This window comes from Chlamydia abortus, assembly GCF_002895085.1.
Taxonomy (GTDB): Bacteria; Chlamydiota; Chlamydiia; order Chlamydiales; family Chlamydiaceae; genus Chlamydia; species Chlamydia abortus.
The window spans coordinates 195,580-215,290 of the sequence record NZ_CP024084.1; the positions used below are offsets into that span (position 1 = coordinate 195,580).

Consider the following 19,711-nt stretch of genomic DNA (forward strand, 5'->3'; position numbering starts at 1 on the left):
AAACAAGGAAGAACTACTAACTATTAAGGTTGTTTTAATTTTACAATATGTTGAGGGGGGAGGTTTGCTAACGTATGGAATGCATACAACATGAAAGCTGTTTCGATGTAGACGACAGAGAAGATGCGCAGCAAATTAAGGAACAGGAAGGAACCGAGATGGTTTCTATTACACAAGCTGCAAAATTGCATAATGTAACACGTCAAGCGATTTATGTAGCAATCAAACAAAAGAAACTAAAGGCTTCTAAAACAACCCGGTGGGAAATCGATCTAAAAGATTTGGAAGACTACAAACGTAATCGGTATTCACGAAAGAAGTCGCTTTATCAAGGTGAACTGCTCTTTGATAATGATAAGGGTTGTTATTCTGTGAACCAAGTCGCAGATATGTTAGGGATTCCTGTGCAAAAAGTATACTATGCTACACGTACAGGGACTATGCGAGGAGAGCGTAAAGGCGCTGCTTGGGTTATTAGCCAATCAGAGATCGATAGATACAAAAGCGAGTATTTGAATAAGCAAACAGCAAAGAAAGTTAAAGGCGTTGCAGTTGTTGAGCATGCTACAGCGAAAGAAACAGTTTCTTCCGAGACTCTCCTGTTTGAGAACAACTAGTTCATAATTTGTCTTCTTCTGCTTCTTAGCCACTGCTTTTATCTCTTTCGCCTTATTAACATCTCGTGTTTTTTTAATTTTTCTGTTTAGATGTAGATAAATCAGGTCTGTGTGATTTTTCATAAAAACTCTGTAGCTTGATTAGGGATGCAGAGTTTGTTTTTTTTTTCGTCTCTAATTTTGTTGAGACAACCTAGAGAAGGATTTCTCTTGAAGAAATAACTAGGTTCAAGGTATCAAGTCTCTTTCGTCTTAGGATTAAATGAGAATGGCTTGGGAAAACGTACGTGTTAGAGTTGCGCCGTCGCCTACAGGGGATCCCCACGTAGGGACAGCCTATATGGCTTTGTTTAATGCAATCTTTGCAAAACGATTCAATGGGAAGATGATCCTAAGAATCGAAGATACGGATCAAACACGTAGCCGTGATGATTATGAAAAAAATATTTTCTCCGCACTGCAGTGGTGCGGGATTCAGTGGGATGAAGGACCCGATATAGGTGGCCCCTACGGCCCCTATAGACAGTCGGAACGTACTGAAATCTATAGAAAATATGCTGAACTCCTTTTAAAAACAGACTACGCCTACAAGTGTTTTGCTACACCTAAAGAACTTGAGGAAATGCGAGCTGTAGCCACTACTCTAGGATATCGCGGAGGCTATGATCGCAGGTACCGGTATCTTTCTTCTGAGGAGGTAGACGCTCGTACTCGAGAAGGACAACCATACACTATTCGTTTGAAAGTTCCCCTTACCGGGGAATGCGTTCTTGACGATTACTGCAAGGGTAGGGTGGTTTTCCCCTGGGCAGACGTAGATGATCAGGTTTTGATCAAATCCGATGGCTTCCCTACCTACCACTTTGCTAATGTCGTCGATGATCATCTCATGGGCATCACTCATGTCCTGCGTGGAGAGGAGTGGCTGAGTTCGACTCCTAAGCACCTGCTTCTTTACCAAGCTTTTGGTTGGAAAGCTCCTACTTTCCTCCACATGCCACTACTTCTTAATCCTGACGGGACAAAACTTTCTAAAAGAAAAAATCCTACGTCCATCTTCTATTACCGAGACGCTGGTTACATCAAAGAAGCCTTCATGAACTTCCTTACCCTGATGGGGTACAGCATGGAGGGGGATGAGGAGATCTATTCTCTAGAGAAGCTTATCGCAAACTTCGACCCTCGACGTATTGGAAAGTCGGGAGCAGTTTTCGATACCCGAAAACTAGATTGGATGAATAAGCATTACCTCACTCATGAAAGGTCGTCGGAAAGCCTATTAGCTAAACTAAAAGATTGGCTAATCAATGATGAGTTTTTCTTGAAAATTCTCCCACTCTGTCAGTCTCGCATTACCACTCTTGCCGAATTCATCGGATTTACCGGATTTTTCTTTTCCGTTCTTCCCGAATATTCAAAAGAGGAGCTGTTACCTACAACGATTTCTCAGGAGAAGGCGGCTATTCTTCTTTATAGTTATGTCAAATACTTAGAAAAATCCGATCTATGGGTAAAAGACCAGTTTTATCAAGGGTCAAAATGGCTGTCATCAGCTTTCCAAGTACACCATAAGAAGGTCGTTATCCCTTTACTTTATGTAGCGATTACAGGAAAGAAGCAGGGATTACCTTTATTTGACTCTATGGAGTTATTAGGAAAACCTCGTACACGCGCCCGTTTGGTTCATGCGCAAAATCTCCTCGGAGGCGTACCTAAGAAAATCCAAACGACCATCGATAAAGTTCTGAAAGAAGAAGATCTAGAAAGTAAGATTTTCGAGTTTTAAGACTTTTTACCTAGCCATCACTCACAAATGAGATTTTACCCAACAGAACTAGATGTTTTGTGGGTAAGAGGCATGGAAAATGGACTTGGCTACAGAAAAGTCTAGGGAATTCGCTTGCTTAGTTAGAGGGACCCGTCTTTGTGCAAGAATATAGCTACGAGGAGGGGGAGCATAGGAACAGCTAGATACAAAGAGAGATAAAAAGAAAATACCATATACAAAAGAAAATCTTTTCATTTCTCAACTCCCTATTTGTTTAAATGTTAGAATAATTTTCTTTTTATTATCTATTAATTATCAGTAGGACTTTTATAATAAAATCATACATCTATGAATATGAATGATTTAAGGAGAGAAAAAAAAGTTCTTCTTCATCACCATGACCTGAGCAAGTGGCTTATAATCAAGTTCTTCAGGCTTTCTTTATCACACAGTTGTCGCTATACAACTGTCTTTAACCAATCGCGTTAGTTTAACCTTAGTTTTGTTTTTTCTACCGGTAAAACAATTAGTTTAAGAAAAAATATAAAATAGAAAAAAGAATTGATAAAATTTTTATTTTCTATTGTAATATTGTTTATGGGAAAGTGCTTTATTAATTATTAAAAATTGAAAGGGTTTTTAATAAGGAATCAAGCACGTTAAGTTTTCTAATTAGAAAGGAGTTATAAACTTATGAAGAAAGCTGTTTTACTAGCTACAGTATTTTGTGGTGCTCTTGGCTTGACTAGTTGTTGCCGTATTGTAGATTGCTGCTTTGAAGATCCTTGTGCACCTAAGCCATGCAATCCTTGTGGCAACAAGAAAGACAAAGGCTGTAGCCCTTGTGGTACTTATACACCTTCTTGCTCCAAGCCATGCGGCTCTGAGTGCAATTCAGGAGTTCAAGGACCTCAAGCTAAAGGTTGTACATCTCTAGACGGTAGATGCAAACAATAGGTAACAGTTCTTATCTGTTTACTTAAATTGGTTAGGTAGTTAGGAGGTAAAGTATTTCCCTGCTAACTGCCTTTATGAAAAATAAACTTAAATGTTGAGGGTAAGAGTTCACAACTTTCTACCCGATGGCAGAAGAAAAAATAACACACGCGATAGGAGATCCCTATGTCCAAACTCATCAGACGAGTAGTTACGGTCCTCGCGCTAACTAGTATGGCGAGTTCATTTGCCAGCGGGAAGATAGAGGCCGCTGCTGCAGAGTCTCTTGCTACAAGATTCATTGCCAGTACCGAAAACTCAAATGACAATGTTTTGCAAGCAACAGCCAAGAAAGTTAGATTTGGTCGTAACAAAAATCAAAGACAAGAACAAAAACATACTGGCGCTTTCTGTGATAAAGAATTTTATCCTTGCGAAGGTGGTCAGTGCCAATCCGTCGATACTACACAAGAATCTTGCTACGGCAAAATGTATTGTGTCCGTGTTAACGATGACTGTAACGTGGAAATTAGCCAAGCTGTACCTGAATATGCAACAGTAGGATCTCCTTATCCTATTGAAATTCTTGCTGTAGGTAAAAAAGATTGCGTTAATGTTGTGATCACTCAACAACTTCCTTGCGAAGTTGAGTTTGTCAGCAGTGATCCTGCGACAACACCAACCTCAGATAGCAAATTAATCTGGACAATTGATTGCTTAGGTCAAGGTGAAAAATGCAAAATTACCGTTTGGGTAAAACCTCTTAAAGAAGGTTGTTGCTTCACCGCGGCTACTGTATGCGCTTGCCCAGAACTTCGCTCTTATACCAAATGCGGACAACCAGCTATTTGTATTAAGCAAGAAGGCCCTGAGTGTGCTTGCTTACGTTGCCCAGTTTGTTACAAAATCGAAGTTTGCAACACAGGTTCTGCTATAGCCCGTAATGTTGTCGTTGATAACCCTGTTCCCGATGGCTATACTCACGCTTCAGGACAACGCGTTCTTTCCTTTAACTTAGGAGATATGCGCCCTGGGGATTCTAAATGCTTCTCTGTGGAGTTTTGCCCGCAAAAAAGAGGAAAAATTACTAACGTAGCTACCGTATCTTACTGCGGAGGACATAAATGTTCCGCGAACGTAACTACTGTAGTTAACGAACCCTGCGTACAAGTCAATATCTCTGGAGCTGACTGGTCTTATGTATGTAAGCCTGTAGAATACACTATCGTTGTGTCCAACCTAGGGGATCTTAAACTTTACGATGTCGTTGTAGAAGATACCGTACCTTCAGGAGCTACAATTTTAGAAGCCGAGGGAGCTGAAATCTGCTGTAACAAAGCTGTATGGTGCATCAAAGAGATGTGCCCAGGAGAGACTCTACAATTTAAAGTTGTTGCTAAAGCACAAAGCCCAGGTAAATTCACAAATCAAGTTGTTGTCAAAACAAACTCCGATTGTGGAACTTGCACTTCTTGTGCAGAAGCTACAACCCATTGGAAAGGTCTGGCAGCTACTCATATGTGCGTAATCGATACCAATGATCCTATTTGCGTAGGAGAAAATACTGTATACCGTATTTGTGTAACAAACCGTGGTTCTGCAGAAGATACTAACGTTTCATTAATCCTGAAGTTTTCTAAGGAGCTGCAACCCGTTTCTTCTTCAGGCCCAACAAAAGGAACCATTACAGGAAATACAGTCGTATTCGATGCTCTGCCTAAATTAGGTTCTAAGGAATCTGTAGAGTTTTCTGTAACATTAAAAGGGATTGCCCCTGGAGATGCACGAGGAGAGGCTATTCTTTCTTCAGATACTTTAACGGTACCCGTTGCTGATACAGAAAATACGCACGTTTATTAATCTTTTACGTTGCTTATTTTAAAAGATTTGTAAACGAAAAAAGGCCGTCCTAGAGTTGTCTAGGATGGCTTTTTTGTTTCTCTTTGTCACCGTAACGATTTTCTGTAGACCCATCCTGGGAAATAGCACAAAATTAAATTAAAAATTTTAATTAATACCTGACTAGGTTAAACTCTTTTGTCTTAATGTATTTAGAGAAGGAGTTTTCGTATGGCAGGTGAAAGTACAAATAGTGTAGGTAACGATATTACCAGCTTAATCCAACCTGGATTAGATCAGGTAATACAGGATGAAGGGGTACAGGTAACTTTGATTAATTCTATACTAGGTTGGTGTAGAATACACATAATCAACCCAGTAAAATCATCAAAAATCGTCAAATCAAGAGCATTCCAAATTACTATGATCGTACTGGGAATTATCTTACTTATAGCTGGTTTAGCTTTAACATTTGTATTGCAAGGGCAATTGGGAAACAATGCTTTCTTATTCTTGATCCCTGCAGTTATTGGTTTGGTTAAGTTGCTAGCAACCTCAGTGTTTATGGAAAAACCTTGTACCCCAGAAAAATGGCGTCTATGCAAACGTCTATTGGCAACAACTGAAGATATTTTAGATGATGGTCAGATTAACCAATCCAATACGATTTTTACTATGGACAGCTCTGAATCAACAAATGCTGCAGCATCATAGTAAAATACAGACCTATGAATTTTTAATATTTTAAATATTTAGGAGGTGTTTAACCTCCTAAAGACACAGCCGCTTTACGATCCCTTAACAGGATCATATCTTTTAAAATGTTGACAGATTCTTCCATTTGTAAGTCGTTGCTCCCAAAAGGACGGATGGCTTCCGAAGGATCTTTGACTTCTTCTAAAAAGATTTTATAGTTCTTATTTTCACTTAATCTCTGTCTACTATTCTCAGTAAGCTGAGGAAGCATCTCTTTCCACACCGTTTCTTCTTTCTGCAAATTAGGTATGTAGTATTTTTGAAACCAAGGACGCATGTGGGAATCTAGATCCCCTAAATTATCATTCATGACATTGTCACAACTATCCGACGGTAAAGGATGCTCTAAATAACGTTCTCCTAAAGGTTCTGCAAAATAGCGAGAAGCTACATGAATGTCAGAGCGCACACCGCGAAGTTGTGTCGATTTCCCAGAAGGCGAGTAGTATTTCCCCACAGTAACTTTGAAAAATCCTTCTGTATTCGCATCTGCTGTAATCGTTTGATGTTGAATTGTGCCTTTCCCATAAGTTTGCTCATCACCAACAATGATCGCTACACCATAATCTTGTAATGTTTGCGCAACAATTTCAGCAGCAGATGCAGAACTTTTCGAAACAAGAATGGTTAATGGCCCATCATAGAATTTTTTCGGAGAAACCGTACGGTAACGTTTGATACTCCCATCCGCATAACGAGATACAACAACCACACCATTCGTCATAAATAATCCAGAGACTTTAATAGCTTGTGAGAGAAAACCTCCGGTGTTTTCCCGAATATCTAAAACTAAACCTAGGAGGTTCTTTTCTTGTAAGCTTTGAATCGCCCGTTTTAGATCTTGTTCACTGGAAATCTGGTTGTCCCCTTCATAGAAAGAATGCAGAGTAATCTTCCCAATGATCCCATCACCGTAAGCTTCATAAGAAACATCAACGCGACGATCATCCAAACTGATTTTTTCGCGTTTTAACTTCACTGTACGGTTCCCATCTTTACTATGGACGTCTAAGATTACTTCAGAACCCTGAGAGCCTCTAAGACAATCTAACACAGCTCTAAAGGGGAGGTTCTCTATGCTTCTACCATCAACACGATAAATCACATCGTCAACATGCAACTCTCCAGTTTTTTCCGCAGGTCCTCCAGGAATAATCTCTTTTACAATGACCCCATCAATGTCTTCCTTTAAGATGACGCCAATCCCACACATACCCTTTTCTAATTGAATACGCATAGCTAGAGCTTCTTCCTTACTAAAATAGGTGGTATGCGCATCTAAACTATGGGCCATAGCCTTCACGACACGCACATGGAAGTGATGCGATTCCTCTTGAGGCAACATCGGTTCCCCATAATCATTAATCCCTAAATAAGGATTCTCATAGGCTTCAAGTTGACGTGCACAAAGTTGGGTTAAAGAAGCTTCCTTCCCCAAGTACCTATCTTTAGCACTGTCCGATAAATACACAGAAATATACGAGAGGAGTAATGCACGTTGTCTCTCTTTTGCCTCTTCCATAGAGCGGGCCCATTGGTTGGGTTTCTTCATAAGAGAATGCGAAGCAGCTTCCTTGACCAAAGCTTCTGGATCGGATAACCATTCCGCTCGCCATTGACGTGCTCGAGTAATGCTTTCTTTAATTACACGATTCAAATTCTGATAAATAGAAAAATTATTCGTTTTATAATTTTTTAACAGGCGCTTTTTAATATCTGCAGAATAGATAAAATTATTTATCTCTTGTTCTGTAAGATAAGCTTTGTGGGGATCAAAAGATTGAGAGTACCCTAGTAAGGAACGGACCAAAATATCCGAAGATATATCTTGAATATCTACATGATACTCAATCAGCTTATCAACAGTTTTTCGTATGTCTTCTTCATGAAGTAATTCAGACGCAAAAGAGAAACTAGGAAAGCATGTTAGAACAAGAGCGCAAAGACGTAGTATTTTTATCATTACAAATATCTTTGTTGATCGTAGATACTTGTAACATCGACATAAAATGCTCAGGCTTGAGCGAAGATTTTTGCTCCGAAGAAAAACTTATTCAGAATAAACAGGTTGGTAAGAAAAATATTCTTTCTTAAGATACCAGAGATGGGGCACATAAATAATCTTTCATATCACAAAGTACATTGATCAATAATATGCCTATGGCAATGAAAACTAAGAAAGAACCTATGATAAAATAAGCCCCTGAAAAAGGTAGTGTCGCTTGTGGTAGGAAACTTAATCCCGATAAAAGCAAATCAAGAACAAAGAACACCATAGCCAGCGCAATCATCACAACATTACGTGAAGAAGCGTACGCCTGCTGTTGAAAATGCCCATGTAAAAAACTTACCGGAATTTCCGTAGTCATAGGTTCCCTTGGACTTAAAAAGAAAACATTATAAAAAAAATAGGATAAGAAAACACTTAAATAAAAGTTTTCAATCTATTGTTGTGATTTAGATTCTTTTATGTATTATCTTTGTTTTTTCATATTGATAACTTCTTTTTTAACAGGTCACGCTTCTCCTGTGGCCTCCTCTGAAGTTTTCCCCTGGATAGCACCGAAATCTCTTACCGTGCTCGGTAGCCCATTTATCGATGTGATCCTCGAAACCCCTAAGGAATTTATTGAAAAATGTGATGTGAAAGTAGGTGAGATACAAAACATCAACAGCTCAGATATAAAAAAGATTTTTTTGATGTATAGGGAAACCTTTCCCGAAAATCCTATCACAGTAACCAGGAAAGAACCTCTAAGCCTTACAGAAGATCAACTAGCCAATCTAGGTTGTATAAGTTTATTAAACAAGCCGCCTTATCTTCATTACGGAAAACAGGCAGAATACGGGCCAGCTCTGCAGGCATGGGATCATCTCCGACTGATTCTTCGTTGCCCAAACCAAGAAGATACCTTCTGCTATTTTCTTGAAGAAACTCCCAAATCCTTGGCAGAACTCTCTTTATCCTCGGATGTGGGATATACCTTGATTGATAGCGATTTATTGATCTACGGTTGCTACATAGAAAGTTTTCTAAAAAAAGCACGCGGTCCTAACCATAAAATCCTATTCGATCTTAACAATCCTCATATTGTCCAGCACTATAGAGACCGCGTTTGGTCTCTGTTGCCCTATATCGATGTTCTCTTTCTATCAGAAGAGTCAACAAAGTCGTTAACAGGGATGTCGAACGCAAGTTTAGGTAGACGTTTGCTTTCCCACATGATTCCGACCGTGTTTGTACAAAATACAGCAGAAGAGAAGGCTCAGATCTATTTTATCCAACATGGTAAAGAAACCGTGTATTCCGCCACACAGGAATTACAACAAATAGTCTTAGCGTTTCTCTTCGGTTATATTCACGATAATGTCATCGATTATTGTTTTCATGCAGGGGATCTCTTGTTAGAGTACGCCTAATTTCTTCTCGATCAGTTCAGGAAGCCGTTTTTGTAATTCTAAAACTGAAAAATATCTTTTCGATATTAGAATAATTTTTTTGAATATCAGATGATTATACTCTAATTCCCTTCTAAAAATAAGCCCTTGCAAACAAAGGGATCCTTACTCTATATTTTCCCCCTTATAGTAGTTAGGTTGAATTGAGAAGGATACATGCCAACCATTAATCAATTAATACGTAAAAAGCGTCAATCTAGCGCGTCTAGAAAGAAATCTCCAGCCTTGCAGAAATGCCCGCAACGACGTGGTGTGTGTCTACAAGTGAAGACAAAGACTCCTAAAAAGCCGAACTCAGCTTTACGTAAAGTCGCTTGGGTGCGCTTGTCTAATGGCCAAGAAGTTATCGCCTACATTGGGGGTGAGGGCCATAATTTGCAAGAGCACAGCATCGTGTTGGTTCAAGGTGGCAGGGTTAAAGATTTGCCTGGTGTCCGTTATCACATCGTTCGCGGAGCTCTAGATTGCGCTGCTGTCAAAAATAGAAAACAAAGCCGTTCTCGATACGGGGCAAAGCGTCCTAAGTAGGACTATTCTTTATTTAGGAATGAGAAGTTAGAGGTTAATTTATATGTCAAGACGACATGCCGCTGAGAAAAAAATAATCCCAGCAGATCCTATCTATGGAAGTGTGACTCTAGAAAGGTTCATCAATAAAGTTATGATGCACGGCAAAAAAAGCATCGCTAGAAAAATTGTTTATAACGCTTTGGAAAGATTTGCTAAGAAAGTAGGCGCTGAGAATGTTTTAGAAGCTTTTGAAGAAGCTTTGGAAAATGCCAAGCCTTTGCTTGAGGTGCGCTCTCGTCGTGTTGGAGGGGCTACATATCAGGTTCCCGTAGAAGTTGCCGCAGGCCGTAGAGATTGCTTGGCTATGCAATGGATTATTAAATTTGCTAGGGCAAAGCCAGGGAAATCCATGGAAGTAGGGTTGGCAACTGAGCTTGTTGATTGTTTCAATAAGCAAGGAGCTACTATCAAGAAGCGTGAAGATACTCATCGTATGGCTGAAGCAAATAAAGCGTTTGCTCATTATAAGTGGTAAAATAATATTTAATCTCGGTTCGAAAGAGGCGTAACAAGTTCATGAGTGATCAAGAATTCGATTTAAGCAAGATTAGAAACATCGGTATCATGGCACATATCGATGCAGGAAAAACGACAACTACAGAAAGAATTCTTTATTACGCTGGAAGGACTCATAAAATAGGTGAGGTTCATGAGGGCGGAGCCACCATGGACTGGATGGAGCAAGAGCAAGAAAGAGGTATCACCATTACCTCTGCGGCAACAACCGTTTTCTGGTTAGACTGCAAAATTAATATTATCGATACTCCAGGTCACGTCGACTTTACCATTGAGGTTGAGCGGTCTCTACGCGTTCTAGACGGTGCTGTCGCTGTGTTTGATGCCGTATCAGGAGTCGAACCTCAGTCAGAGACGGTATGGAGACAGGCGAATAAATACGGTGTTCCTCGGATTGCTTTTGTCAATAAAATGGATCGTATGGGTGCAGATTACTTTGCAGCCGTAGAGTCCATGAAAGAGAAACTTGGCGCTAATGCTGTTGCTGTGCACTGTCCTATTGGCTCAGAGAGTCAGTTTGTAGGGATGGTCGATCTTATTTCTCAAAAAGCTCTTTACTTCTTAGATGAAACTCTAGGAGCGAAATGGGAAGAGCGTGAAATTCCTGAAGAACTTAAAGAAAAGTGTGCCGAACTTCGTTACGCCCTTCTCGAAGAGCTAGCTACGGTAGATGAGAGCAACGAAGCTTTCATGATGAAGGTTCTTGAGGATCCAGACGCTATTACAGAAGAAGAAATTCATAGCGTTATGAGAAAAGGGGTTATTGAAAATAAAATCAACCCCGTGTTGTGCGGAACCGCCTTTAAAAACAAAGGAGTGCAACAACTCCTTAATGTTATCGTCAAGTGGTTGCCCTCTCCTAAAGACCGCGGAACAATTCACGGAATTAACCTAAAAAATAATGAAGAAGTCTATCTAGAACCTAGAAGAGACGGACCTCTAGCCGCTCTTGCGTTTAAAATTATGACGGATCCTTACGTCGGGCGTATTACCTTCATTCGTATTTACTCAGGTACTCTTAAAAAGGGTTCAGCCATACTGAATTCTACTAAAGATAAGAAAGAGCGCATCTCTCGTTTGTTGGAAATGCACGCGAATGAAAGAACAGATAGAGACGAATTCACAGTTGGTGATATTGGAGCTTGCGTAGGTTTAAAATATTCAGTAACAGGGGATACACTTTGCGAAGAAAATCAAGAAATTGTTCTTGAACGTATCGAAATCCCTGAGCCTGTGATTGACATGGCTATTGAACCTAAGTCCAAGGGAGATAGAGAGAAGTTAGCTCAAGCATTAAGCGCTCTTTCCGAGGAAGACCCTACTTTTCGTGTAACTTCAAATGAAGAAATCGGACAGACAATTATCTCCGGTATGGGCGAGCTACATTTAGATATTCTTCGTGATCGTATGATCCGCGAATTTAAAGTAGAAGCTAATGTGGGTAAGCCGCAAGTTTCTTATAAAGAAACGATTACTACAAGTAGCAACAGTGAAACAAAGTATGTAAAACAGTCTGGGGGTCGTGGTCAATATGCTCACGTTTGCCTAGAGATTGAACCAAATGAACCAGGCAAAGGAAATGAAATTGTCAGTAAAATTGTTGGCGGTGTCATTCCTAAAGAATATATCCCAGCCGTTATGAAAGGTGTGGAAGAAGGATTAAATACAGGTGTTCTTGCCGGCTATGGTTTGGTCGATGTTAAAGTGAACATTGTATTCGGGTCATATCACGAAGTGGATTCTAGTGAGATGGCGTTTAAGATATGTGGTTCTATGGCAGTGAAAGAAGCTTGTAGAAAAGCTGCTCCAGTGATCCTAGAACCTATTATGAAAATTGCAGTAATTACTCCTGAAGATCATCTAGGAGACGTTATTGGAGACTTAAATCGTCGTCGTGGAAAAATCTTAGGTCAAGAATCTTCTCGAGGTATGGCACAAGTAAATGCCGAAGTACCCCTAAGTGAAATGTTTGGGTACACAACATCTTTAAGATCCTTGACTTCCGGAAGAGCAACATCAACAATGGAACCTGCCTTCTTTGCTAAGGTTCCTCAAAAAATTCAAGAAGAGATTGTTAAGAAGTAAGGAATATATGAAGCAGCAAAAACAGAAAATCCGTATTCGTCTGAAAGGATTTGATCAAGGGCAACTAGATCGATCAACTGCAGATATTGTTGAGACTGCTAAAAGAACAGGCGCTCGTGTAGCAGGTCCTATTCCGTTGCCTACAAAGAGGGAAGTGTACACTGTGCTACGTTCTCCTCACGTAGATAAAAAATCTAGAGAGCAGTTTGAAATTCGTACTCATAAACGTTTGATCGATATCCTAGATCCTACAGGAAAAACTATAGATGCTTTAAAAATGTTAGCTCTTCCAGCAGGAGTTGATATTAAAATCAAAGCTGCATAAATTCATCTGACTCGGCTATGCATTTGTTAGAGAAATTTAAAGCTCAGAGAGTGTCTCTTCTCTCAAGAGAGCTCATTTCTTGTTGCGATCCTGCTATTGCTTCTTCTGATGCAGGCCACGTTTATCAATTGCTCTTTAACACAACAGGCTCTAATCTGTCCTATAAGGTAGGGGATTCTCTTGGTGTATTTCCAAAGAATCCCGTGCATGTTGTTGAGAAGATCCTTGAGTGTCTAAGTTATTCTCCAAAACAACTCGTACAATCTCGAGAATCTTCTCAGATTTCCCTCTACGACTTCTTAAGATGTCATACCAATATCAATAAAGTTCCCCCAAAGCTGAAGTCTTTTTTCCCCGACCTAGAAGAGACTATGACTTTCTACGATGCAATACAGAAATACCAACCCCATATCCCTGTGGAATTGTTTGTAGAGAGTGTCTTGCCCTTATTGCCACGGTTTTATTCTATAGCTTCAGCTCCCCATCCTCATGAGAATCAGATAGAACTCTTAGTCAGGCTCGTGAATTATTCTGGAGAATATGAGCAACGCTACGGTGTCTGCTCTTTCTTTTTGTGCAGGGAATTAGAATTAGGCAAAAGTTGTCATGTATTCGTACAACCAACCAAACACTTTACTCTTGCAGAGCATGTACAAAATCAACCTATTGTAATGATTGGTTCAGGAACAGGAATCGCTCCTTATAAAGCATTCGTGCAACAGCGTATCTACAATAACGATTCCGGTATGAACATACTCTTTTTTGGCGAACGTTTCGAAAAAGCAAATTTCTATTATCAAGATTTCTGGAAAAAAGCCGTCGAAAATGAGTTGTTAAAGCTATTTTTAGCGTTTTCTCGCGACGGCGATCGTAAACTTTATGTGCAAGATCTACTCAAACAACACGCAGACCTGGTTCTAAAAGCTTATCAAAAAGGCGCCTACTTCTTTGTATGCGGAAGTAAAGTACTAGGAAATGAGGTAAAAAAGACACTAGAAGATATTCTAGGAAAGAATAAGCTCTCCCAATTAAAGGAAGAGCACCGTTATGTCGCTGATGTGTATTAACCGCAGTACTCCATAATGGTAAGTATACAAAAACATTGCACACCATCACCACAACCAAAATCACTCAATCCCTCTCCTGAAGTCGCAGTAATGCCTACAGATCCTAAGGGAATGTTCAAGGCTGAAGCAATACTTTGTCGCATCGCAGAGAGCTTTGGAAGGAATTTCGGGCGATTTCCCTCAATAGTAATGGCCGCATGAGAAATCATCTGGTTCGATTTTAAAGATTTTATAGCTTCAGATAAATACACGCTACTGTCTGTAATGCCACGAGTATGGAGAAGCTCGTCAGCCACTTCTCCTAGTATAATTCTATGCGTGACAGAAGAAATAGCATTGCAAATAGCATGGAAAATAATGTCCCCGTCAGAATTAGCTTGGAAACCAGGACTATTTTCAAAGATAACTCCAGCTAAAATGCAGGGTTTAGCAGAACTTTCAGAGAGGAAACGATGGCTATCTTGCCCGATTCCTACACGGTAAATCCACTGCGGTTTAGGCAAGGAAGAGTCATTTTCTGCGTTCATACTTGTTGTACCGTTTTTCATATTCTTTTATTGAGAAACAACCACCTTGAATCTAAAGCATTTACGCATACCTAATCTTCAAGATTTTAATACAGTTGAAAATCTCTTTGAGCACTATACAAAATCACTAGAATTCACGCACCTAACATATATAAAAAATTATTCTATTAAACCATATGCACTGTCAATAAAGATAAAATGTTAATTAAAAAACAATTTGTTTTTTAAATTCAAATCATGAATTATATTACAGTTTTTATTTTTAATAAGAGATTTATCCATGAAGATAGGATACCAAACAAATGAAGAATTCGATCAAAGGATCAGTGAAGCGTTCCCAAGACGAATCCAGATGATATTCCCTAGAGATGATGAAGGCATTTGGGATATCACCTGTGACTGGGATCTCAAGAACCCCATAGCCCGTAGAAATTCTCTGCTCGCAGCATTCCCTCTAGTCGGTTCTATCATGGGGTTGACGAAACTGTTTAGCGTATGGTCCGTAAATCTTAGAGAAGATAGCATAAAGAAAATTTTTGTATACACTATCACAGGACTCATGGAATTTTGTGGTCTAGGCATCGTCACCCTAGCATTAAAACTTGTCTATACATTCGTACTCTATTGCTATCATTGTTGCCAATCACACCCCAGAAACCCTCTCACTCTCCACATCGCTGAAAGCAACTAGAATTCATACCCTAGCGTTCTGAGCTCACTTTTGTGTAAACTCTTTGATTAGAGTTCATGTTCTTAGAAATATCATTGCTTTAAAGCGAATATTTCCCTATGATAACCTACTGAAAATGGCTGGATAGCTCAGTTGGTAGAGCAGAGGATTGAAGATCCTTGTGTCGTCGGTTCGACCCCGGCTCCGGCCATACTCGGTTAAAATTCCATGTGGCTAGTTTTTTTGAAAAACTAAAATTAAGGACTTTGTATTTTTTATAATTTTACGGTTTGCTAAAGTATTTAGCAGTATCGAGTCCTGATCACAGAATAAAGAATCATAAGGGAAGATTTAATGAAGTCTTACGCAATAATTCAGACCGGAAGCAAGCAATACCAGGTTTCTGAAGGAGATATAATTGACGTCGAATTATTAGACGGTGTTTCCGAAGGACAAGAAATTGTTTTCGATCAAGTGTTGTTTACTTTTGATGGGTCTAAAGTTTCTTTAGGGACTCCTACAGTAAAGAATGCTGTAGTCAAAGGTGAATTGTTATCTCGAGTTCGTGGAGAGAAAGTCATTGCCTATAAGTATAAAAGACGTAAAAATTATCATCGTAAGATCGGTCATCGTCAGAACTATCTTAGGGTAAAAATTAGCAATCTAGTGATGTAATCGGCTAGTGGAAAACTAAAGGATTTTGAAATGGCACATAAGAAAGGTCAGGGAGCAAGCCGTAACGGTCGCGATTCAGAGTCAAAGCGTCTCGGTATGAAAGTAGGCGCAGGGCAAAGGGTTTCCACGGGAAGTATTCTTGTAAGACAAAGAGGCACTAAGTGGCATCCTTCGAAAAACGTAGGTAGAGGTCGTGATGATACTCTATTTGCTTTAATCGATGGTATCGTTGTCACTAGGAAGACAGATCGTACGTATATTTCTGTTCTTCCAGAATAAGTCTTACAGGCTCTTCAAAAACTAAGTTTGTCTAGCAAGCTCTATTTTTTGCTTATGCATAAAATGGGGCTTTTCTATTTTTAACAGCGTCTGCGATTTAGGGGATAAATACACCATGTTTTTAGATCAGATTACCATAGAGTTGCGTGCTGGAAAAGGCGGTAACGGTGTTGTCGCTTGGAGAAAGGAAAAATATCTTCCCAAAGGTGGCCCCTATGGCGGTAACGGTGGTGTCGGTGGATCTATCATTATAGAGTCAGCTACACATGTGTACTCTTTTGAATCCTATAGAAATATACGCTTTTTAAAAGCTGAAGACGGACGACCAGGAGCCACAAATAACCGCTCGGGAAAGAACGGTAAAGACCTCGTCTTAATCGTTCCCGAAGGAACTTTACTCAGAGATGTAGAGACTAAAGAAATTCTCTATGACTTTGCTAAAAGCGGAGAGCGTTTAGTCGTTTGTCGTGGAGGTAAAGGAGGTAAGGGGAATACGTTTTTCAAAACGTCTACAAACCGCGCTCCTACCAAAGCCACTCCCGGCAAGCCTGGAGAAATACGCCAGGTAGAGCTTGAGCTCAAGCTGATCGCTGATATTGGCCTTGTGGGTTTCCCTAATGCAGGAAAATCTACATTATTCAACACTCTTGCAAGAACAGAAGTCAAGGTCGGGGCTTATCCCTTCACTACACTGCAACCTGTATTGGGTCTTGTTCCTTGCCAGGAAAAATTGTACCAGAAACCCTGGATTATAGCAGATATTCCCGGGATCATAGAAGGAGCTCACCAAAATCGTGGTTTAGGGCTGGATTTCTTAAGACATATTGAGCGTACCAGATTATTGTTGTTTGTGATTGATATTTGTGGATGCGAGAGATCCTCCCCAGAAGAAGATCTACGTATTCTTATGGACGAGCTTGTACATTATAGAGAAGATCTCGCAGACAAGAATCGGATTATCGCTTTAAACAAGATCGATGATCTTCTTCCCGATGAAAGGCAAGAACGTCTAGAAAGTTTTCAAAAACTCTTTCCTTCTGAGACGTTTGTATTAGTATCCGGACTTACTGGAGAAGGAGTCGATTTACTCAACAGTCTTTTCACAAATAAACTAGCCGTGTAAACACCACCCATCAAGATCGCAATTGTTGGCCCTGCAGGGAAATCTACAGCATAGGCAAGGATAATCCCGGAAAATGAGCATAAGATGTTCAAGAGAACAGAAATCATCATAATCCGGACCATTTTATAGGAAAACCTGCAAGCTATCGATATCGGCAAAACTAGCATGCTAAGCATTAAAATTACGCCCATAATGTAAATTAACATGACGATAGTAATTGCCGCGAGAATAACCAGCAGAAAGTACCAAGTTTGCACAGAATACCGGCTAAGCATCATGTATTTCTCATCGAAACATAAGGAAAGAAAACGGGTATGGCAGAGCGCTACCATGGTAAGAACAATAACGTCTAAAATGCCTAGTCTAAAGAGATCCGAGGTGGTGACCCAAAGAATATTGCCAAAAAGGAAATTGACCAATTCTGAGTTAAACGCAGGAAGTTGCGAAATGAAGATAATACCAATAGCCATACCTACAGACCAAATCATGGCAATAAGAGCATCTTCTCTTTCTTGATATTTGAGATGGATTTTCCCAATACACAGGGCGAGGATAATCGCTCCGATAATCGCGCCATACATCGGGGGAAACTCAATATTCAAGCGGTACTGGATCCATAAGGTCAGGCCAATCCCTCCTAAAATAGAGTGGGAGATACTTCCACTAATGGAAACAATACGTTTGACTACGATGTATGTTCCTACAACACCGCCAGCAATGGAAGCTCCTAAAGCCGCCAGTAAAGAAGGAAGAAGTAGAGAAGGTAAGATATGATTAAAAAAAGAAATCATAGATCAGCCTTTTTTTCGAAGGAATCACAACAGAACTCTTGGGGTATGGTAGGCATATTCGTTAGAGTCGTTAAAGTCCTGCTCATGTAAAATACTTTATTGAAATTACTGGTTGTATGATGCAAGTCATGAGTGATCATGAGAATAGTACATTGCGTATTCAGTTCTTTTAGAATTTGTAGAATGCGCTGTTGGTTTTCGGGATCGATATTGGCTGTGGGTTCGTCTAGAATCAGCAATTTAGGTTGTGAGGCCAAGGCTCTAGCTAACAGTACCCTTTGTATTTGCCCCCCGGATAGATGAGAAAAGCACGCATCTTTGTGATGTAAAAGATCCACGGTTGTGAGAGCTTGTTCAGCAAGTGCATGATCGTGTTTCGAATATTTCCCATGCCAACGTAGAAAAGATAACCTTCCAGAAAGAACCACCTCTTTTACAGAAATAGGAAAAGAAAAATCATAAGAGAAGTGCTGTGGAACCCACCCAATGGTCAGCCCAGATGTTTGTACACATGAGGGCAATGTGTTTAATGTGCCTGTAGTCGGTTGCAATAAGCCTAACAGAAGTAGGGCTAAGGTTGTTTTTCCCCCACCGTTCGGACCTATAATGCCAATAAAGTCCCCTTCATGAACGGTGAAGGAGACGTTATTGATAATCCAAGAGCTTTTCGGTCCATAGCGAAATGAAAGATCCTTAACGAGTATTTGTACTGTCATAAATTAGCAAAAGTTGTCGCTATAGTTTTTAGATTATTTATCACGTTTTCTTCATATGGATCTAAGTTTACTGTAGCCATATGAAAGCGTTCTGCTAGCATAGCACTACTACGCTTCCCAGCATGACGGAGTAAAATCATAGAAGAAATGCCATGCTTGCGAATGCTCTGAGCAGCGCGTACAATATCTTTAGGCGAGGGCTCCATGTGGTTACTTTTCTCAATGACGTGTTGGAAAAAGTTGTAATCCCTACAGAAATAAGCAAAGGCTCCATGCGCAACTAAAATATGCCGCTGCTTAGCAGCTGCTGTGATTTCTTGAATTTCTACATCTAAGTTTTCTAAGGTTTCGAGTAGCTTGGCTCCGTTACTTTGGTATAGTGCGGTATGCTCCGGGAAATGTAGACATAAAGCTTCTGTGATAGCCAGGACTTGTATTTTTAGATTTTTCGGGCTTAGCCAAGTGTGCGTATCGAAGCTGTGGAATCGGTGAGTACATCCTGTATGCCCAGAAATGATCTCAATATTTTTTGTCAGATCCACTTGAGGGCAGGAAATATTTTTTTCACAGGACTTTTCAAAATTTTCTCCCATACGAAACCATAGTTGCGCACGCACAATTTTTTCCATGTGCCTAGGGGATAACTCATAGGTATGCGGATCGTAGTTATTGGTCACTATAGAACATACCTTGCAGGTGTTCCCCGTTATCTGTTCAACTAAAAATTTATACGGGGCTATACTCACAAGTACGTGTTTTTCTTCTGATTTAGAGTCTCCAAAGATAGGAGAACAAGAAAAGAAGAACAAAAGAAAGAGGAATATTCTATACATGATTTAGTTAGATTAATGAATTCGATCATTATCCTATTGATCAGTAATTTTAATAAAGAGTGAATTCAAAGTCGCTTGGTTGATTTTTTTAAAATCCCTTGTATTCAGACGAATCTTGATAAAAATGGATATATTGAGATATCTTCAAAGCGGGCTATT

The 19,711-nt window shown here is 39.9% G+C and carries 22 protein-coding genes and 1 tRNA gene; 16 read left to right on the forward strand and 7 right to left on the reverse strand.

All coding sequences use genetic code 11. The features are described 5' to 3' along the window. Positions 1 to 74: 74 nt before the first annotated feature. Both CHAB577_RS00975 and gltX read left to right on the forward strand, forming a co-directional pair. Entirely contained in the window at positions 75 to 617 is a 543-nt protein-coding gene (locus CHAB577_RS00975) for a helix-turn-helix domain-containing protein (protein WP_011096883.1), read from the forward strand. A 268-nt stretch (positions 618 to 885) separates the two neighbouring features. Then, on the forward strand, positions 886 to 2,403 hold the full coding sequence (gene gltX / locus CHAB577_RS00980) for a glutamate--tRNA ligase (RefSeq protein ID WP_011096884.1): 1,518 nt from the start codon (positions 886 to 888) through the stop codon (positions 2,401 to 2,403). 48 nt (positions 2,404 to 2,451) lie between these two features. On the opposite strand, the gene CHAB577_RS00985 is transcribed toward gltX, so the two are convergent. Continuing rightward, a complete protein-coding gene (locus tag CHAB577_RS00985) occupies positions 2,452 to 2,640 on the reverse strand; it encodes a hypothetical protein (protein ID WP_041461309.1) in 189 nt (62 codons plus the stop codon). Between the two features lie 438 nt (positions 2,641 to 3,078). On the opposite strand from CHAB577_RS00985, the gene CHAB577_RS00990 reads away from it, so the two are divergent. The 3 genes from CHAB577_RS00990 (at position 3,079) to CHAB577_RS01000 (ending at position 5,874) form a co-directional block, all read left to right on the forward strand. Further along, positions 3,079 to 3,342 (forward strand): small cysteine-rich outer membrane protein, encoded by a 264-nt coding sequence (locus tag CHAB577_RS00990; protein ID WP_006343847.1) that lies wholly within the window; start codon positions 3,079 to 3,081, stop codon positions 3,340 to 3,342. A 165-nt stretch (positions 3,343 to 3,507) separates the two neighbouring features. Next, the gene (gene omcB / locus CHAB577_RS00995) at positions 3,508 to 5,181 is read left to right on the forward strand and encodes an outer membrane complex protein OmcB (RefSeq protein ID WP_011096885.1); all 1,674 of its coding nucleotides are present in this window, start codon (positions 3,508 to 3,510) and stop codon (positions 5,179 to 5,181) included. 210 nt (positions 5,182 to 5,391) lie between these two features. Beyond that, positions 5,392 to 5,874: a cysteine-rich outer membrane protein gene (locus CHAB577_RS01000; RefSeq protein ID WP_011096886.1), complete on the forward strand. Its 483-nt coding sequence runs from the start codon at positions 5,392 to 5,394 to the stop codon at positions 5,872 to 5,874. A 49-nt stretch (positions 5,875 to 5,923) separates the two neighbouring features. On the opposite strand, the gene tsp is transcribed toward CHAB577_RS01000, so the two are convergent. After that, positions 5,924 to 7,879, reverse strand: coding sequence for a tail-specific protease Tsp (gene tsp / locus CHAB577_RS01005; protein ID WP_011096887.1), 1,956 nt, complete (start codon positions 7,877 to 7,879; stop codon positions 5,924 to 5,926). Between the two features lie 127 nt (positions 7,880 to 8,006). Further along, the gene (locus CHAB577_RS01010) at positions 8,007 to 8,285 is read right to left on the reverse strand and encodes a hypothetical protein (protein ID WP_006343851.1); all 279 of its coding nucleotides are present in this window, start codon (positions 8,283 to 8,285) and stop codon (positions 8,007 to 8,009) included. Positions 8,286 to 8,385: 100 nt separating this feature from the next. Here CHAB577_RS01010 and CHAB577_RS01015 point away from each other — a divergent pair, with 100 nt between their 5' ends. The 6 genes from CHAB577_RS01015 to CHAB577_RS01040 all read left to right on the forward strand — a co-directional run bounded on the left by CHAB577_RS01015 (position 8,386) and on the right by CHAB577_RS01040 (position 13,938). Then, positions 8,386 to 9,336: a carbohydrate kinase family protein gene (locus CHAB577_RS01015; RefSeq protein ID WP_006343852.1), complete on the forward strand. Its 951-nt coding sequence runs from the start codon at positions 8,386 to 8,388 to the stop codon at positions 9,334 to 9,336. 195 nt (positions 9,337 to 9,531) lie between these two features. Continuing rightward, positions 9,532 to 9,903 (forward strand): 30S ribosomal protein S12, encoded by a 372-nt coding sequence (rpsL, locus tag CHAB577_RS01020; protein WP_006342868.1) that lies wholly within the window; start codon positions 9,532 to 9,534, stop codon positions 9,901 to 9,903. 43 nt (positions 9,904 to 9,946) lie between these two features. Then, positions 9,947 to 10,420 carry a 30S ribosomal protein S7 gene (rpsG, locus tag CHAB577_RS01025; protein ID WP_006343853.1) on the forward strand — a complete coding sequence of 158 codons (474 nt, stop codon included), beginning with the start codon at positions 9,947 to 9,949 and terminating at the stop codon, positions 10,418 to 10,420. A 41-nt stretch (positions 10,421 to 10,461) separates the two neighbouring features. Next, positions 10,462 to 12,546, forward strand: a complete 2,085-nt coding sequence (fusA, locus tag CHAB577_RS01030) for an elongation factor G (protein ID WP_011096888.1) — start codon at positions 10,462 to 10,464, stop codon at positions 12,544 to 12,546. 7 nt (positions 12,547 to 12,553) lie between these two features. Further along, positions 12,554 to 12,871 (forward strand): 30S ribosomal protein S10, encoded by a 318-nt coding sequence (rpsJ, locus tag CHAB577_RS01035; protein ID WP_006342871.1) that lies wholly within the window; start codon positions 12,554 to 12,556, stop codon positions 12,869 to 12,871. Between the two features lie 17 nt (positions 12,872 to 12,888). Next, positions 12,889 to 13,938, forward strand: coding sequence for a ferredoxin reductase domain-containing protein (locus tag CHAB577_RS01040; protein ID WP_011096889.1), 1,050 nt, complete (start codon positions 12,889 to 12,891; stop codon positions 13,936 to 13,938). On the opposite strand, the gene ispF is transcribed toward CHAB577_RS01040, so the two are convergent. Next, positions 13,935 to 14,465, reverse strand: coding sequence for a 2-C-methyl-D-erythritol 2,4-cyclodiphosphate synthase (ispF, locus tag CHAB577_RS01045; RefSeq protein WP_006343857.1), 531 nt, complete (start codon positions 14,463 to 14,465; stop codon positions 13,935 to 13,937). The genes CHAB577_RS01040 and ispF overlap by 4 nt on opposite strands. Positions 14,466 to 14,745: 280 nt before the next feature. On the opposite strand from ispF, the gene CHAB577_RS01050 reads away from it, so the two are divergent. The 5 genes from CHAB577_RS01050 (at position 14,746) to obgE (ending at position 17,212) form a co-directional block, all read left to right on the forward strand. Continuing rightward, the gene (locus CHAB577_RS01050) at positions 14,746 to 15,156 is read left to right on the forward strand and encodes a hypothetical protein (RefSeq protein WP_041461310.1); all 411 of its coding nucleotides are present in this window, start codon (positions 14,746 to 14,748) and stop codon (positions 15,154 to 15,156) included. 117 nt (positions 15,157 to 15,273) lie between these two features. After that, positions 15,274 to 15,346 (forward strand) — tRNA-Phe (locus tag CHAB577_RS01055). Between the two features lie 143 nt (positions 15,347 to 15,489). After that, on the forward strand, positions 15,490 to 15,810 hold the full coding sequence (rplU, locus tag CHAB577_RS01060; protein ID WP_006343859.1) for a 50S ribosomal protein L21: 321 nt from the start codon (positions 15,490 to 15,492) through the stop codon (positions 15,808 to 15,810). 30 nt (positions 15,811 to 15,840) lie between these two features. Beyond that, entirely contained in the window at positions 15,841 to 16,089 is a 249-nt protein-coding gene (gene rpmA, locus CHAB577_RS01065; RefSeq protein ID WP_006342876.1) for a 50S ribosomal protein L27, read from the forward strand. 115 nt (positions 16,090 to 16,204) lie between these two features. Further along, positions 16,205 to 17,212 carry a GTPase ObgE gene (gene obgE / locus CHAB577_RS01070; protein ID WP_011096890.1) on the forward strand — a complete coding sequence of 336 codons (1,008 nt, stop codon included), beginning with the start codon at positions 16,205 to 16,207 and terminating at the stop codon, positions 17,210 to 17,212. On the opposite strand, the gene CHAB577_RS01075 is transcribed toward obgE, so the two are convergent. Genes CHAB577_RS01075 through CHAB577_RS01085 form a run of 3 tightly spaced genes read right to left on the reverse strand, consistent with a single transcriptional unit; the run spans position 17,110 to position 19,552 of the window. After that, positions 17,110 to 18,003 (reverse strand): metal ABC transporter permease, encoded by an 894-nt coding sequence (locus CHAB577_RS01075; protein ID WP_011096891.1) that lies wholly within the window; start codon positions 18,001 to 18,003, stop codon positions 17,110 to 17,112. The two genes, obgE and CHAB577_RS01075, sit on opposite strands and share 103 nt — an antisense overlap. Continuing rightward, a complete protein-coding gene (locus CHAB577_RS01080; RefSeq protein ID WP_011096892.1) occupies positions 18,000 to 18,719 on the reverse strand; it encodes a metal ABC transporter ATP-binding protein in 720 nt (239 codons plus the stop codon). Before CHAB577_RS01080 ends, CHAB577_RS01075 begins: the two co-directional genes overlap by 4 nt. Continuing rightward, positions 18,716 to 19,552, reverse strand: coding sequence for a metal ABC transporter solute-binding protein, Zn/Mn family (locus CHAB577_RS01085; protein ID WP_006343863.1), 837 nt, complete (start codon positions 19,550 to 19,552; stop codon positions 18,716 to 18,718). Before CHAB577_RS01085 ends, CHAB577_RS01080 begins: the two co-directional genes overlap by 4 nt. Positions 19,553 to 19,711 lie beyond the last annotated feature (159 nt).

What these genes read in the sequence shown, in the direction of transcription:
- tsp (WP_011096887.1), bottom strand. Translation starts at nt 7,879, where the DNA reads ATGATAAAAATACTACGTCTTTGCGCTCTTGTTCTAACATGCTTTCCT.
- CHAB577_RS01010 (WP_006343851.1), bottom strand. Translation starts at nt 8,285, where the DNA reads ATGACTACGGAAATTCCGGTAAGTTTTTTACATGGGCATTTTCAACAG.
- rpsG (WP_006343853.1), top strand. Translation starts at nt 9,947, where the DNA reads ATGTCAAGACGACATGCCGCTGAGAAAAAAATAATCCCAGCAGATCCT.
- ispF (WP_006343857.1), bottom strand. Translation starts at nt 14,465, where the DNA reads ATGAACGCAGAAAATGACTCTTCCTTGCCTAAACCGCAGTGGATTTAC.
- gltX (WP_011096884.1), top strand. Translation starts at nt 886, where the DNA reads ATGGCTTGGGAAAACGTACGTGTTAGAGTTGCGCCGTCGCCTACAGGG.
- rpsJ (WP_006342871.1), top strand. Translation starts at nt 12,554, where the DNA reads ATGAAGCAGCAAAAACAGAAAATCCGTATTCGTCTGAAAGGATTTGAT.
- CHAB577_RS01040 (WP_011096889.1), top strand. Translation starts at nt 12,889, where the DNA reads ATGCATTTGTTAGAGAAATTTAAAGCTCAGAGAGTGTCTCTTCTCTCA.
- rplU (WP_006343859.1), top strand. Translation starts at nt 15,490, where the DNA reads ATGAAGTCTTACGCAATAATTCAGACCGGAAGCAAGCAATACCAGGTT.
- CHAB577_RS00985 (WP_041461309.1), bottom strand. Translation starts at nt 2,640, where the DNA reads ATGAAAAGATTTTCTTTTGTATATGGTATTTTCTTTTTATCTCTCTTT.
- CHAB577_RS01015 (WP_006343852.1), top strand. Translation starts at nt 8,386, where the DNA reads ATGTATTATCTTTGTTTTTTCATATTGATAACTTCTTTTTTAACAGGT.
- CHAB577_RS01085 (WP_006343863.1), bottom strand. Translation starts at nt 19,552, where the DNA reads ATGTATAGAATATTCCTCTTTCTTTTGTTCTTCTTTTCTTGTTCTCCT.
- CHAB577_RS01000 (WP_011096886.1), top strand. Translation starts at nt 5,392, where the DNA reads ATGGCAGGTGAAAGTACAAATAGTGTAGGTAACGATATTACCAGCTTA.
- rpsL (WP_006342868.1), top strand. Translation starts at nt 9,532, where the DNA reads ATGCCAACCATTAATCAATTAATACGTAAAAAGCGTCAATCTAGCGCG.
- CHAB577_RS00990 (WP_006343847.1), top strand. Translation starts at nt 3,079, where the DNA reads ATGAAGAAAGCTGTTTTACTAGCTACAGTATTTTGTGGTGCTCTTGGC.
- CHAB577_RS00975 (WP_011096883.1), top strand. Translation starts at nt 75, where the DNA reads ATGGAATGCATACAACATGAAAGCTGTTTCGATGTAGACGACAGAGAA.
- fusA (WP_011096888.1), top strand. Translation starts at nt 10,462, where the DNA reads ATGAGTGATCAAGAATTCGATTTAAGCAAGATTAGAAACATCGGTATC.
- CHAB577_RS01050 (WP_041461310.1), top strand. Translation starts at nt 14,746, where the DNA reads ATGAAGATAGGATACCAAACAAATGAAGAATTCGATCAAAGGATCAGT.
- omcB (WP_011096885.1), top strand. Translation starts at nt 3,508, where the DNA reads ATGTCCAAACTCATCAGACGAGTAGTTACGGTCCTCGCGCTAACTAGT.
- rpmA (WP_006342876.1), top strand. Translation starts at nt 15,841, where the DNA reads ATGGCACATAAGAAAGGTCAGGGAGCAAGCCGTAACGGTCGCGATTCA.
- CHAB577_RS01075 (WP_011096891.1), bottom strand. Translation starts at nt 18,003, where the DNA reads ATGATTTCTTTTTTTAATCATATCTTACCTTCTCTACTTCTTCCTTCT.
- CHAB577_RS01080 (WP_011096892.1), bottom strand. Translation starts at nt 18,719, where the DNA reads ATGACAGTACAAATACTCGTTAAGGATCTTTCATTTCGCTATGGACCG.
- obgE (WP_011096890.1), top strand. Translation starts at nt 16,205, where the DNA reads ATGTTTTTAGATCAGATTACCATAGAGTTGCGTGCTGGAAAAGGCGGT.